The 14,390-nt window shown below is 58.3% G+C and carries 15 protein-coding genes; 7 read left to right on the forward strand and 8 right to left on the reverse strand.

What is annotated here, in order from left to right; translation table 11 throughout:
• Window positions 1-88 precede the first annotated feature (88 nt).
• From ABJM11_RS01425 to ABJM11_RS01435, 3 genes are all read left to right on the forward strand, one after another.
• Window positions 89-625, forward strand: coding sequence for a gamma carbonic anhydrase family protein (locus ABJM11_RS01425; RefSeq protein ID WP_348294523.1), 537 nt, complete (start codon window positions 89-91; stop codon window positions 623-625).
• Window positions 626-700: 75 nt separating this feature from the next.
• Window positions 701-2,308: a hypothetical protein gene (locus ABJM11_RS01430; protein WP_348294525.1), complete on the forward strand. Its 1,608-nt coding sequence runs from the start codon at window positions 701-703 to the stop codon at window positions 2,306-2,308.
• A 131-nt stretch (window positions 2,309-2,439) separates the two neighbouring features.
• Entirely contained in the window at window positions 2,440-2,895 is a 456-nt protein-coding gene (locus ABJM11_RS01435; protein WP_348294526.1) for an Hsp20/alpha crystallin family protein, read from the forward strand.
• Between the two features lie 28 nt (window positions 2,896-2,923).
• On the opposite strand, the gene ABJM11_RS01440 is transcribed toward ABJM11_RS01435, so the two are convergent.
• The 8 genes from ABJM11_RS01440 to ABJM11_RS01475 form a co-directional block, all read right to left on the reverse strand.
• Entirely contained in the window at window positions 2,924-3,241 is a 318-nt protein-coding gene (locus tag ABJM11_RS01440; RefSeq protein ID WP_348294527.1) for a PA4642 family protein, read from the reverse strand.
• A 136-nt stretch (window positions 3,242-3,377) separates the two neighbouring features.
• Window positions 3,378-4,193 (reverse strand): flagellar motor protein MotB, encoded by an 816-nt coding sequence (locus tag ABJM11_RS01445; RefSeq protein WP_407069943.1) that lies wholly within the window; start codon window positions 4,191-4,193, stop codon window positions 3,378-3,380.
• Between the two features lie 21 nt (window positions 4,194-4,214).
• Window positions 4,215-4,988, reverse strand: coding sequence for a MotA/TolQ/ExbB proton channel family protein (locus ABJM11_RS01450; RefSeq protein ID WP_348294531.1), 774 nt, complete (start codon window positions 4,986-4,988; stop codon window positions 4,215-4,217).
• A 73-nt stretch (window positions 4,989-5,061) separates the two neighbouring features.
• Window positions 5,062-5,889, reverse strand: a complete 828-nt coding sequence (gene aroE / locus ABJM11_RS01455; RefSeq protein ID WP_348294533.1) for a shikimate dehydrogenase — start codon at window positions 5,887-5,889, stop codon at window positions 5,062-5,064.
• Window positions 5,879-6,808 (reverse strand): oxygen-dependent coproporphyrinogen oxidase, encoded by a 930-nt coding sequence (hemF, locus tag ABJM11_RS01460; RefSeq protein WP_348294534.1) that lies wholly within the window; start codon window positions 6,806-6,808, stop codon window positions 5,879-5,881. The genes aroE and hemF overlap by 11 nt, the downstream gene beginning before the upstream one ends.
• An 8-nt stretch (window positions 6,809-6,816) precedes the next feature.
• Entirely contained in the window at window positions 6,817-7,392 is a 576-nt protein-coding gene (locus tag ABJM11_RS01465) for an L-threonylcarbamoyladenylate synthase (RefSeq protein WP_348294535.1), read from the reverse strand.
• A gap of 26 nt (window positions 7,393-7,418) precedes the next feature.
• On the reverse strand, window positions 7,419-8,579 hold the full coding sequence (dprA, locus tag ABJM11_RS01470) for a DNA-processing protein DprA (protein WP_348294536.1): 1,161 nt from the start codon (window positions 8,577-8,579) through the stop codon (window positions 7,419-7,421).
• Window positions 8,580-8,721: 142 nt separating this feature from the next.
• Window positions 8,722-9,738, reverse strand: a complete 1,017-nt coding sequence (locus ABJM11_RS01475; protein WP_348294537.1) for a LysM peptidoglycan-binding domain-containing protein — start codon at window positions 9,736-9,738, stop codon at window positions 8,722-8,724.
• 374 nt (window positions 9,739-10,112) lie between these two features.
• Here ABJM11_RS01475 and def point away from each other — a divergent pair, with 374 nt between their 5' ends.
• From def to trkA, 4 genes are all read left to right on the forward strand, one after another.
• The gene (gene def / locus ABJM11_RS01480) at window positions 10,113-10,616 is read left to right on the forward strand and encodes a peptide deformylase (RefSeq protein ID WP_348294538.1); all 504 of its coding nucleotides are present in this window, start codon (window positions 10,113-10,115) and stop codon (window positions 10,614-10,616) included.
• 78 nt (window positions 10,617-10,694) lie between these two features.
• The gene (gene fmt, locus ABJM11_RS01485; RefSeq protein ID WP_348294540.1) at window positions 10,695-11,630 is read left to right on the forward strand and encodes a methionyl-tRNA formyltransferase; all 936 of its coding nucleotides are present in this window, start codon (window positions 10,695-10,697) and stop codon (window positions 11,628-11,630) included.
• Window positions 11,631-12,932, forward strand: a complete 1,302-nt coding sequence (gene rsmB / locus ABJM11_RS01490) for a 16S rRNA (cytosine(967)-C(5))-methyltransferase RsmB (protein WP_348294542.1) — start codon at window positions 11,631-11,633, stop codon at window positions 12,930-12,932.
• Window positions 12,929-14,332, forward strand: a complete 1,404-nt coding sequence (gene trkA / locus ABJM11_RS01495; protein ID WP_348294543.1) for a Trk system potassium transporter TrkA — start codon at window positions 12,929-12,931, stop codon at window positions 14,330-14,332. Before rsmB ends, trkA begins: the two co-directional genes overlap by 4 nt.
• The last annotated feature ends 58 nt before the right edge of the window (window positions 14,333-14,390 follow it).

The following is a 14,390-nucleotide window of genomic DNA, read 5'->3' on the forward strand; positions in this document are numbered from 1 at the left end:
CACAGGGATGTGCTTGAGCGTGTTTTGGAAAGGCCTCCCCCAGAGACTCCTTCCCCACAAGCAACAATCCATTCAATGAGTATATGTAATGTCGAATGTACGAACACACAAGGGTAACACGCCACAATTTGGAGAACGCGCCTGGATTGACCCCAGTGCGGTGGTCATCGGAGATGTTCAGACAGGGGATGACGTCTCCATCTGGCCAATGACAGTAGTGCGTGGTGACATGCACAAAATCCGCATTGGTAACCGCTGCAGTATCCAGGACGGCTCTGTGCTGCACATCACCCATGCCAGTGACTTTAACCCGGGCGGTTACCCACTGACGATCGGTGATGATGTCACGGTTGGCCACAAGGCGCTGCTGCACGGCTGCACCGTGGGCAGCCGGGTACTGGTGGGTATGGGGTGTATCATCATGGACGGTGCCGTGGTGGAAGACGAGGTGATTGTCGCCGCCGGGTGTCTGGTGCCACCGGGCAAGACGCTGGAGTCCGGCTACCTGTACGTCGGATCACCCTGCCGCCAGGCGCGGGCGTTAACGGACGAGGAGAGAACCTTTTTCCGCTATACCGCCAGTAATTATGTAAAGCTCAAGGACGAATACCTGAACAAGATTTAATCCGGCAGTCTGCTCTGGGAGTACCAGTGCCAGCGTAAAGAACTTGTAATTCTGTCTTTGACCAGAGGCGTCGAGATGAGACGGCTGATCGTCACCGCGTTACTGCTCAACGTCCTTTTCCTGGCGCTGCTACTGCCGCGTTATCCATGGATACCCTGGCTTGCGGCTGACGCTCTGTTACTGACGGGCGTTTTTGCACTTTTGCCCAGCGGAAGAGGCAAGCAGTACCTGGCCGGCGCCGTTGGCGTGTTGTATGCCTTGCTGGCGTTCTTTTCTCTGAGCGATGTGCTGGTCCGGCAGAGCATCGGGCGGCCATTTAACCTGTATCTGGAAGTGGGCGTTGCGGGTTCGGTGTTTGAGCTGCTGGAGAGCAATCTGGGGCTCGGCCTGTCGCTACTGTCCATTCTGGCACTCGCAGCCGCCTTTGCCGGTCTCGGCGGCTATGTTGCCAGGCTGTTGTCGCGGCTTGGAGCCGACAGTAATGCCAAAACCGGCCAGTGGTTGACGGTAGCGGGCGCTATCACGGTAGCCGCGTCGTGGCTGCCTCAGCCCGTTGTGGGGTTGAGCGCGTCCGGGCTCGCAGCAACGCAAATCCAGCTGGCAGTGGCTACCCACCAGTCCACGCTGGCATTCCGACAACATCTGGAAGATAACCCGCGAGCGGCGGAGACCATCCCCCTGAAAGGACTGGTGGATACCGACGTCATTCTGGGCTTTATCGAATCCTATGGTATTTCAGCGATTACTGACCCCCGCTACCGGCCAGTGATCGGGCCCCGTCTGGAGCAGATGGCGCACAAGCTGGATGAAGCCGGCCTGCACATTGTAACCGGACGCCTGCGCTCACCGGTCCAGGGCGGCCAGTCCTGGCTGGCGCATACCACGTTGCTCAGCGGTCAATGGATTGAAACTCAGCTGGATTATGAAATCTTCCTGGCCAGCGGCTTCCCGACACTGATTGACGACCTGGACACTACTGGTCACGACACGGTGGCTGTCATGCCCGCCATAACCAGAGCCTGGCCTGAAGGCCAGGCGTTTGGCTACAACCGTATCTACGCGTCCACCACCATGGACTACCGCGGCCCCGCTTTTAATTGGGTGACCATGCCGGACCAGTACACCTGGTCGTGGTTCCAGCGCAGCATTCGTGACCGGGCAGAGACACCGCTGTTTGCAGAGATAGCATTGATAAGCAGTCACGCGCCCTGGGTACCGGTGCTGCCGGTCCTGAAAGACTGGAGCAGCATCGGCAATGGCGAAACCTTCAGCCAATGGAAAGACAGTGGCGAAGCCCCCGCCAGCCTGTGGCGTGATCCGGATCGAGTGCGGGAACACTATGCCCAGGCGGTGGACTACGCCCTGAACGTGGCCACGGAATACGCCCTTCGGCACGTCGACAACCAGACGCTGCTGGTACTGCTCGGAGACCACCAGGCAGCGCCACTTGTCACCGGCGGGAATGCCAGCCGGGATGTGGTGGTGCATATTATCAGTGCAGACCCGCAATTGTTGGCGCCCTTTGTTGCAAATGAGCAACTGCCCGGCTTCAGTTGGGGTGCGCTGCCCGGAAACGACCCGAATGGCCCGGCGATGGCACACTTCCGGCCCTTCCTTCATCAACAGTTTAGGACGTCCTCCGGGGCAGTAGAAATTTCTGCCACGGGGCCTATTGAAAACTGATCAACTGCTCTTACATTCAGAAATAGCAGAGGTTCACGGAAAACCATCCGGCTGGCGCCACCGGTATGGAGCTGTTCCGCGATTGAAGCTGACATCAACGTGTTATTTCAATTTCGTAGGAGGAGTTTCGTATGGCTAACATAACCCGCTGGAATCCGGTTTCTGAATTCGATGACCTGATGAACCGTTATAACCGGTTGTTCGGCCTGACACGGGGCAACGATGAACGGGAAGGCAAAGACCTGTTCAGTCGCAGTGACTGGGCCCCCGCCGTGGATATCAAGGAAACCCCGGAGGCCTTCAATATCGAAGCGGAGCTGCCGGGCATGTCAAAAGACGATGTGAAAGTCACGGTGCAGGATGGTGTGTTGAGCATCCAGGGTGAACGCAAGCACGAGGAAGAAACCAACGACAAAAAGCACCACCGCATAGAGCGAGTGTACGGCAGCTTCCTGCGCCGGTTTACCCTGCCGGAAAACGTGGATGAGAACAGTATCAGGGCCAGCTTCAAGGACGGCATCCTGTCGTTAACACTGACCAAGGCAGAGCCGGCTGAACCCAAAGCCATTGAAGTGGACGTTCAGTAACCGGCAGGGCAACGCGGCAAGGCCGGGCTCAGCTCCCGGCCTCTGCTGCTGTTTTGGCTCCAGCCTTTTTGACGATCTCTGCGTAGGCGGTACTACGGCGGTGGTGTGACACCAGGTCAAGGAAGGTTTCGCCGTTTTCATCCACAGCGTTGATATCCCGCCCTGCTTCCACAAAGAATCCGACAAAACGCTCGAAATCTTCGGCAATCATGGCCTGGTAGGCCTTGACCAGAGCATTGAAGTCAGCATTGACATTGCTGTCATAGGGAGCAATCGCCAGAAAACTCTTTACCCGTTCATCACTCCATTCCTCGCCAATGACTTTCGGCTTGTCTGGTCCGCTCATAATCTCTCTGGCCCTTCTGTATCAACAAATTGAATCAGCAATTGTGTTCGCCTGGGGCTGCCAGTATAAAGATCTCAACGCGTGGGAGTTATATGAATTGACTATGAGAGGCTGCCCCGCAAGCATAAGCCGCTGTTTACGGCATGATTTCCACCGGTAGCTGCCCGGTATTTACGCTGCCGTCACACGCCGGATCCCGGATGGCGATCTCCACCCGCCGGTTTTTTGCACGGTTTTCGTCGCTGTCGTTGGGGACCAGGGGATTGGTTTCCGCCCGGCCTGCAGCCACTACCCGTTCCGCCGGCACCTGACGATTCAGCACCAACTCATGCACCACGGAAACCGCCCGTGCCGCGGACAGATCCCAGTTTGATCGATAACGCCCGCTGGATATGGGGCGGTCGTCGGTGTAACCGGCCACCAGTACGTCGCCGGAACAACCGGACAGCACAGCCACCACCCGCTCAATAATGGGGATCATCTCTGGCTTGATGGACGCCTCTCCGGAGCGAAACGTGGCTTCTTCAGAAAAACGGATGACCACCTGGTTTTCGTCGTAGGTCACATTCAAGGCGTCCGAGGCCACCTCGGCTTCCAGCTCATCGATCAGACGGCTCGCCAGGTCGATGACACCGCCCGGTATTCTGGTGGGGGCCTCCCCTTCGGCGCGCTCATCGATAAATTCCGGTTCACTGGCGGCGGTATCGGTGGGCTGCGGCAAGGAGACCGTGTCCGACTCGATCAGGGTCAGGGGCGCTCCGCCTACATCATCAGACAGCACCTGGTTACTGCCGAAGGCCACGGCCATGGAGTTGGCCATGGCCCGATACTTTTCGATATCCATTTCCGCAAAGGACAGCAGCAGGATAAAGAACGTCAGCAGCAACGTAGCCAGATCGGCAAAGGTCACAATCCAGGCCGGAGAACCCCGGCCATGTTTTTTCTTTTTCACTGGCTGACGCAATATCAAAACCTACGCCTCCCGCTCCGGGGCAAGGTTGGTACGCTGATCCGGAGTTACGAACGACGACAGTAGCTCGGTCATTACCCTGGGGTTTTCACCGCGCATGATGTTGCGTATGGACGTGGTAATCAGCAGCTGATTCCGGGCCTCATCCTCCGCCTTAAGCTGGAGTTTGTCCGCCAGGGGCAGGGCGATCAACTGCGCGATAAAGGCTCCGTAAAGCGTGGTCAGAAGGGCAATAGCCATGGCCGGCCCAATGGAGGAAGGGTCATCAAGAGTGTTGAGCATCTGTACCAGCCCCACCAGGGTGCCCAGCATACCAATCGCCGGGGCAGACTCACCAATCCCTCGAAACACCCGCTCGGCTACCTCGTAGCGTTCTGCCGTCTGCTGGGTTTCCTGGGCCAGGGCCTCCTCGACGAGTTCGGGTGGATGGCCGTCGACACACAGATTGATGGCCTTGCGAAGAAATTCGTTACTGGTGTCGTGGTTTTCCAGGCCCAGGATGCCTTCCTTGCGTACCACCAGTGCCAGCATGCCTACTTCCCGGATCAGATCCGCCGGCCGCTCCACCCGCTCGGTAAAGGCCGCCGCAAATGCCAGCCGGAATGCTCCCATCACCGAAGGCAGTCGAAACTTGATCAGGGTAACGGCAAAGGTGCCGCCCAATACGATCGCCAGACCGGGAAGATTGAAAAAGGTAAGGATCGAGGCATTGGCCAGCATGGCGAGCAAAACAATCAGAACACCTGCCACCAGCCCCACAAGGGTGAGAATATCCATCAGAGACCTTACATCAGAAACCTTTGGGAAGCCTGTGCGCCTGCGGAGCATAGCCCATGCGTCCGGCGGTAGTTCAGTCGGTTCGCAATTCGTCAATCACCGGCCGTGTTTCCGGGCGGACGCCCCGCCATATCCGGAACGATTCGGCCGCCTGCTCCACCAGCATGCCCAGGCCGTCGAATACCAGCGTGGCACCGTGGTCCAGCGCCCACTGGTTGAATGTGGTTGTCTGCAGAGAATACATCATGTCGTAGACCACCGTGCCGGCACCGATCACATTTGCCGAAATCGGTGGCAGATCACCTTGCAGGCTGGCACTGGTGCCATTGATGATGAGGTCAAACGGCTCACTGGGCTGCTCGAATCCACATGCCTCCAACAAAGTCTGCTCACCAAGGGGTTCAAACATAGTTACCAGTCCCTCCGCCTTGGCAACGGTGCGGTTGGCGATGACCAGGGCCGACGGTTTCTCTGTCAACAAAGGCCCCAGCACGCCACGTACAGCTCCGCCTGCACCCAACACCAGAATACGTAGGCCTGCCAGAGTAATGCAGTGGTTTTCAGTAAGGTCCATCACCAGACCCTTACCATCTGTGTTATCCGCAGTCAGTAAGCCATTACTATCCTGATACAGGGTGTTGGCGGCGCCGGCCAGCTCCGCCCGTTCAGTACGCCGGTCAGCCAGATTCCAGGCCTGTTCCTTGAAAGGTACGGTCACATTCAACCCCTGACCACCGCGCCGGAAAAAGCCGGTTACGGTGTCGGCAAAGCCGTCGTGCGGAGCCTGGATGGCAGTGTATTCGAGCTTTTCACCCGTCTGGCTGGCAAACAGGCTGTGAATGCGGGGAGATTTGCTGTGGCTGATGGGATTACCCACCACCGCGTACAGGTCATTTTTCATCGGCAGTCTCCAACCAGTCCCGCCCGGTGAGAAAATGCTCAGTCAGCCGTGCCTCTTGAGACCCCGGCTCCGGCTTATAACTATACTCCCAACGCACCAGAGGAGGTAACGACATCAGAATGGACTCGGTACGGCCACCGGACTGCAGCCCAAACAGGGTGCCACGGTCATACACCAGGTTGAACTCCACATAGCGGCCACGGCGGTAGAGCTGGAACTCCCGCTCACGATCGCTCCAGGGCGTGTCTTTGCGGCGCTGAACGATCGGTTCATAGGCCTCAATGAAACTATCGCCCACGGACTGCATCAATGCAAAGTCACGCTCGAAATCGCCGGTATTGTGATCATCAAAAAACAGCCCGCCGATACCCCTGGGCTCATCACGGTGTTTCAGATAAAAGTAGTCATCGCACCAGTGCTTGTATTGGCGATACATCTGCTCGCCAAAGGGGGCACAGGCCGCCTTCGCCGTCCGGTGCCAGTGCACGCAGTCTTCGTCAAAACCGTAATAGGGGGTGAGGTCATAGCCACCGCCAAACCAGTAGACTGGCTCGGCATTTTCTGGTGTCGCCACGAAGAACCGCACATTGGCGTGGGACGTGGGCACATAGGGGTTGAAGGGGTGCATTACCAGGGACACGCCCATGGCCTGCCAGGGCGCACCTGCCAGATGAGGCCTGTGCGCAGTGGCGGAGGCGGGCATGGTGTCGCCCATGACATGGGAGAAGTTGACTCCACCTTTTTCGAATACCGCACCCTCGGTAATAACCCGGCTGATGCCGCCACCACCCTCGGGCCGATCCCAGGCGTCGGTGTCAAAACTCCCCTTGCTATCAACCGCTGACAGTCTTCGGCAGATCTGCTCCTGCAGTCCCAGCAGGTACTGTTTGACGGCATTGCTGTCGGGTTGCTGTGGCATGGGAACTCCTAACGCAGTTGTTGTCCGCTGACAATGTCGATAATACGGCTGGGTTGGCGATTACCCCCCAATTCTCCCGGTACCAGCCAGTCCAGTTGGCCCTCAAAGTATCGGCGTACCTGCCAGGAGGTGCGAGCTGGCTGGCGACCAGCCGGGTTGCAGGAAGTGGATACCAGCGGAAAACCCACTGTTTGGCACAACGCCTGAACGACGGGATGATCACTGACGCGCACCGCAATGGAACTGTGTCGCCCCCGCACCTGATCCGGAATCCGCCTGAGAAGGTCCGGTAACAGGCAGGTTACCGGACCCGGCCAGTTAGCCAGGGCTTTTTCCTGCAGCTCCGGTGGCAACGGGTCCAGCAGGAACCGTATCTGATCAACAGAGGCGGCTACAAGGATGACGCCTTTCTCGACCGGGCGCTGCTTCAGTTCGAGAATTCGATCGACTGCTTCCGGGTTCCAGGGGTCACAGCCGAGGCCCCAGACAGCTTCGGTAGGATAAGCAATAACACCGCCACCAAGAACGGTGCGGCGGGCACAATGAAGGTGCCAGTCAGACAAAGGTTGCTGTGGTTTTTTCATGGGGTCGTCAGGTCACTGAATACTGTTCAGGCAATCCGCTGAAACCCTCCGGGTGCAGCATCCACAAGCCCCTGGAGTTCCAGAAGCAGTAGCGACTGCATCAACTGGTCGGCGGGAAGGCCTGTCACTGAACATAAATCGTCGGTTGATTGCGGATCATACCCTAAAGCCTCCAGAACCGCGATTTCCCGGGAGTCCAGCCGGTCCGTCGCCAGGCTTTCCGGCGCTTGGGGGGCCTCATGATCGTGACTGCTCCACCAGGCGCCCAGTTCCTCACAGATGTCATCCACGGTTTCCACCAGCTTCGCCCCCTGCCGTATCAGGTCATGGCATCCACGGGCCAGAGGGTTGTGCACGGAGCCGGGGATGGCGAACACCTCGCGCCCCTGCTCCAGCGCCAGGCGTGCGGTGATCAGGGAACCGCTTTTCAACCCTGCTTCCACCACCAGAATGCCCCGACTGAGGCCACTGATAATTCGGTTTCGCCGGGGGAAGTGACCGGCTTTGGCCGAAGTCCCTGGCGGGTATTCGGACACAATGACACCATCGCCGGCGATGCGTTCGCTGAGCATGCGATGGCGATAAGGGTAGGGCTGGTCCACGCCATTGCCAATGACTGCCACTGTCGGAAAGCCGGCATCCAGAGCACCCGAATGGGCGGCACCATCCACACCCAGGGCCAACCCGCTTGTCACCAGCAGGCCTTTTCTGCCCAACGCTGCGGCAAACGAGCGGGCGTGCTCCAGCCCGGCGCGGGTAGCGTTGCGGCTGCCAACAATGCCGATCTGTTCCCGTCCCAACAATGAGCGGTCACCACGAACAAAAAGAACCAGCGGCGGGTCCTGGATATGCTTCAAGGGTTCAGGATAGTTCGCGTCCGCCAGAGTCAGGATATCGGTGCCGGTACTCATGCAATCCCTGTGGATGCGAACGGCGCTTGCAACAACCGGATGGTCGGCGTCCTGACGGTGCCATGCCTCCAGGGCTTCAATGGTCTCGGAGGCCAGCCCGACCGCTTTTAACGTGGCGGCATTGCTGGTCAAAAGGCTGTGGAAATCCGGAAAACGTTCGAGTATGGCCTGCTGACGGCGGGCGCCGAATTTGGGCAGGCAGGACAGCAGTAACCAGAATCCGGTTGTGGACCGGAACAGATCGAGGTCCTTTGGGGCAAAAGTAGACAGGGCCATGGCATCCTTCCGTGGATCAGATATTGGTAACGGTCCCCGCCTTCCTGGCGGGACAGCCCGGAATTATGCCATAAAAAAAGGAGCCGGCGATGCGGCTCCCTTTCTCAACGTCACTCACGATCTCTCAACGGCTTTCAGCCGCTCAGGGGTTGGTCACCTTGTCTCCAACCGACAATGGGCGTGTAGCCTGCAGGATAAGGCCATAGCTCATTTTTTCGTAGGTCTGGAACACCATCATCAGCCCGGCACGCTCGGAAGGCAGCTCAATGGTTTCATTGGTGACCGGATCCCGGACCAGGTTGCCACTCTTGAGCACAGCCATGACGTTACCCGGCTTCAGGCCCTCACGCTCGCCGCGGTTAATGGCAACCACATCGAACTGCCCGATCTGGCTGACACCACCTTCGACCGAAATCATCTGCGCTTCAATGTCACTGTCCGGTGAACTGGGCACGAAACTGGTGGTGATGCGGCGCTCCTCACTGACCAGCAGGCGGTCAGCAATGCGGACTTCCTCACTGGACTGCTTCAGCATCAGGGTGAGAACGTCGCCGTTTTCCGCGATGACTTCACCGCGGGCAATACTGCGGGCTTCAAGGCCGAGGAATTCGCCGGTTTCGGGATCGCGGAACTCCTTGCTGCGGCGGAAAACGCCCAGATTGTCGGCAGGCTTCTCACCACGGGCATAGATGCGGTCACCGGCACCGGTAACAATGCGGCCATCTTCACCCTCCAGCACGTAAGGCGCACCGTTCAGCTCTTCCGCACTGACAATGCGGGTATCCGACAGAAAACTGCTGATGGCATCCAGAGGAATGGCAGGAATGGGTGTGTCGATAGCTTCGGAGCGCACTTTTGGCGAGAGCTTCACCACGCGATCACTGGACACCTTGGTGACACGGGGCTCACCATCAATATAGACCAGGGCCAGTTCGTCGCCCGGATAGATCAGGTGAGGGTTCTGTACCTGCGGGTTCACATGCCAGATTTCCGGCCAGTACCATGGGTTATTCAGAAACCGCGCAGAAATATCCCACAGGGTGTCACCCTTCACGACAGTGTAACGCTCGGGATGATCGGACCTCAGATCCGGGGCAGCCTGAGCCCAGGAGGTTAGCAGCAACATGCTTGCTGCCAGAGCGTACAGCAGTTTCCTCATTGTTTAAGTCCTTGATCGCGTGCCTTGAATCGCTAGATTCTGTTCTTGGTATGCAGCCGGTACTCTGCCTTTTATACCACTACTATAGAAGATGTCTCGCAAATTGTGATGTTATCTTTTGTTCTTCCAGTAAATTCTACGTTACCGACGAAAGCTTTTAACTATCACCTGATCAGTTTGTACTCAATGAGCGAGTTGAGGGATAATAGCGTCATAAACGGCGACAACCCGTTGAAACTGGCTCTTTCGTCCCGATCATAATAGACATGGGATGGGAAAATGCGCAGTACGCTGTCGCATTTCGGAGACAGTATTCACACCGTTACAAAAGATAACGGTTGGGACCAGATACAGACACCAAAAGTACGAGCGCTATGATACTAGATATTCTCGAATACCCTGACCCCCGCTTGCGCACCGTCGCCAAGCCGGTGGACGAGGTGACCGACGAGACCCGCAAGCTGATCGACGACATGTTCGAGACCATGTACGATGCGCCCGGCATTGGCCTTGCTGCCACTCAGGTCAATGTGCACAGGCAGATCATTGTGATGGACCTGTCAGAAGACAAAAGCGAGCCACGGGTATTCATTAATCCCGAAGTGGAAGTGCTTGACGGCGAGCTTGAGGAAATGCAGGAAGGCTGCCTCTCCGTTCCGGGCTTCTATGAAGACGTTTCACGGATTGAGCACTGCATGATCCGGGCCATTGACCGGGACGGTATCCCGTTTGAACTGGAAGCCCGCGGCCTGCTTGCGGTCTGTATTCAGCATGAGATGGATCATCTCAACGGCAAGCTGTTTGTGGATTACTTGAGCTCACTGAAGCGTACCCGGATTCGCAAGAAACTGGAGAAGCTCCACAAGAAAAGTGCCTGAGGCTGCCAAAACAGAGTAAACCGGGACCGGGTGTAAACCCGGTCTTTTCGTATTCAACGGACCAGGGAATGACAGCCCGTGCGACTTGTTTTTGCCGGCACCCCCGATTTCGCAGCCACTGCGCTCAAGGCATTACTGGCCACCCGCCATCAGGTGGTTGGTGTTTATTCCCAGCCCGACCGGCCCGCCGGCCGCGGCCGCAAACTGACGCCCAGCCCGGTAAAAAAGGTGGCTGCGGAAGCGGGTATTCCGGTCTTCCAGCCCGAATCCCTGAAAACCGCGGAGGCTCAGCAGGAATTGCGGGCACTGGAGGCGGATGTGATGATCGTCGCTGCCTATGGGCTGATCCTCCCCCAGGCAGTTCTTGATACCCCTCGCCATGGCTGCCTGAACATCCATGCCTCCCTGTTGCCCCGCTGGCGTGGCGCCGCCCCGATCCAGCGGGCCATTGCCGCCGGTGACCGCGAAACCGGCATCACCATCATGCAGATGGACGCAGGACTGGATACCGGAGAGATGCTGCTCAAGGCCATTACTGCGATCAATGAAGACGATACCGGCGGCAGCCTCCATGACCGTCTGGCAGACCTGGGTGGCCACGCCATCGTCAAGGCGCTTGAACACCTGGAAAAAGGCGAGCTGCGGGGTGAAGTCCAGGATGATAATCGGGCCTGTTACGCCAATAAGCTCAGCAAGGAGGAGGGCCATATCGACTGGACCCTGGACGCCCCTGCCATCAGCCGTCTGATTCGCGCCTTCAATCCCTGGCCTGGCACCTACACAGATCTGGACGACCTGCGGATCCGCATTCACCAGGCCACTGTTCTGGAAGACACCAGTGACAAACACCCGGGCACGGTGATTCGCCGCAGCCGTGATGGCATTGACGTTGCCTGCGGGCTTGAGTCGCTGAGAATCACCCGATTGCAACTGTCTGGCTCGCGGTCGCAAACAGCCAACGACCTGATCAATGGCGGCAAGGACATACTGATGCCCGGCCAGGAGCTGCATTGAATGAGTGACCGGGGCCAGTCAGTAAGGGCCGTGGCCGCCCGGGTTCTGCAATCCGTGGAAAATGGCCAGTCGCTGACACAATGCCTGCCTCCGGCCCTCAATGAGGTGGCGGACAACGAGCGCCCGCAACTCCAGGCCTTATGTTATGGCACCTGCCGCTGGTTTCACCGCCTGGACGCCGAACTGCAGGCCCGCCTGAAAAAACCTCTGCGCAAGCCTGACCGGGTTGTACACCACCTGATGCTGGTAGCGCTGTTCCAGCTTCGGCTGAGCCAACAGGCGAATTACGCGGTCCTGAACGAAACGGTGGAAGCCTGCCGCGCCCTCGATAAGCCACATCTTACTGGCCTGGTGAACGGAGTTTTAAGAGCGGCGGAACGGGAAGGGGAGCCGGCCTGTCCAGACGACAGCGCACGCTTCAGCCACCCCCACTGGATGGTGGAAAAGCTGCGCCACAACTGGCCGCAAGACTGGCAGGCCTTACTTGACGCCAATAATGCCCAGGCCCCCATGACCCTGCGGGTAAACGCCCGCCGGTTCAGCCGCAACGAGTACCTTCAGCAACTGACAGACGCCGGTATCGAGGCAACCGCCACACGGTTCGCCCCCCTTGGCATTCAACTTGCCTCGCCCGTGGCGGTAGACCGCCTACCCTGGTTCGCCGACGGCGCCGTCAGTGTGCAGGATGAAGCCGCCCAGCTTTGTACCACTCTGATGGACCTGGCCCCCGGACAACGCGTGCTGGACGCTTGCGCCGCGCCCGGCGGAAAAACCTGCGCCATTCTTGAAAGCTGCAGTGGGCTGGAGGAAGTGGTCGCCATCGACGAGTCTGCCGATCGGTTGCCCCGGGTGCAGGAAAACCTCGACCGGCTGGAGCTTGTGGCAACCCTGGTGCAGGCGGATGCAGCAGACATAGACCAATGGTGGGATCGGCAGCCATTTGACCGCATCCTGCTGGACGTCCCATGCAGCGCGACCGGCGTGATCCGCAGGCACCCGGACATTAAACTGCTGCGCCGGGAATCCGACGTTGTGCCGCTGGCCAGTATCCAATTGGGCCTGCTGAAAGCCATGTGGCAAGTGCTCGCACCAGGGGGGCGGCTGGTGTACGCCACCTGTTCCGTGTTCCCACAGGAAAATCACCGTATAATCCGTCGATTCCTGACTCAGCAGGAGCACGCGGTCCTGAGAGAACCGGATGTGCCATGGGGACGCGATATGGAAACCGGCCGCCAGCTTCTGCCTGATCCCGAAAGCCACGACGGATTCTTTTACGCCGTGCTGGAGAAACCCGAACCATGAAAATCCTGATTCTCGGCGCTGGCCAGGTGGGCGGAACCCTGGCAGAGAACCTCGCCAACGAAGCCAACGACATCACCGTGATTGACAGTGACAGTACGCGTCTGAGGGAACTCCAGGATCGTCTGGATATCCGAACGGTCCAGGGCAAGGCTTCCTTTCCCACGGTGCTGAGACAGGCCGGCGCTGAGGACGGCGACATGCTGATTGCCGTCACCAACAGCGATGAGGTCAACATGGTGGCCTGCCAGGTGGCGAAACTGATGTACAAGACGCCAACGACCATCTGCCGGGTCAGGGCCAATGCCTACCTGGCAAAACCGGAACTGTTTTACCAGCGTGAACAGAAGAAGGACCTGGACAGCCTGCGGGGCTTTCCCATCGATGTACTGATCAGCCCGGAACATCTGGTCACCAAACACATTACCCGGCTGATCGAGTATCCGGGCGCTCTGCAGGTACTGGAATTTTCGAAAGGGCTGGTACAGCTGGTCGCCATCCGTGCCACCGAGGGCGGCCCGCTTGTGGGTCGCGAGTTGTCGTACCTGCGCAGCCATATGCCCAAGATCGAGACCCGGGTCGCCGCCATATTCAGGAAAGGCCGGGCGATCATGCCCCAGGGTGACAGCGTTATCGAGGACGGTGACGAGGTCTTCTTTATTGCTGCCTCCGATCATATCCGCTCCGTAATGAGCGAGCTTCAGCCACTGGAAAAAGCGTACAAGCGCATCTTCATCTGCGGTGGTGGCAATATCGGCCAGCGACTGGCCCACACCCTGGAATCACGCTTTCAGGTCAAGCTTCTGGAGCGGGACCACGAACGCTGTGTGATGCTGTCGGAAAGCCTTCGCAAAACCGTTGTACTGGAGGGCGATGCCGCCAACAAGGACATTCTGCTGGAAGAAAACATCGAGAATACCGATGTGTTCTGTGCCGTGACCAACGACGACGAAGCCAACATCATGGCCTCACTGCTGGCCAAACGCCTGGGTGCCCGCAAGGTACTGACCCTGATCAACAACCCCGACTATGTGGATCTGATCCAGGGCGGCGATATCGATGTGGCCATTTCGCCCCAGCAAACCACCATTGGCAGCCTGCTCACTCATGTGCGCCGCGGCGACGTAGTAAACGTTCACTCACTGCGCAGAGGCGCCGCCGAAGCCATCGAGGCTATCGCCCATGGCGACCATCGATCCTCCAAAGTGGTAGGCAAGCGGCTTGATGAAATCAACCTGCCGGAGGGCACCACCATCGGTGCCATCGTTCGCCACAATGAAGTACTTATTGCCCATGATCATCTGCGCATCCAGCCAGACGACCATGTCATCCTGTTCCTGGTGGACAAAACCCGGATACGGGACGTGGAGAAGCTCTTCCAGGTAGGGCTGACCTTCTTCTAGCGCAAAATCAGGCCGGTAAAGCTGACTTAGAAATACGCGATTGGCAGGCGTATAATGC

The organism is Marinobacter sp. (genome assembly GCF_039977835.1).
Taxonomy (GTDB): domain Bacteria; phylum Pseudomonadota; class Gammaproteobacteria; order Pseudomonadales; family Oleiphilaceae; genus Marinobacter.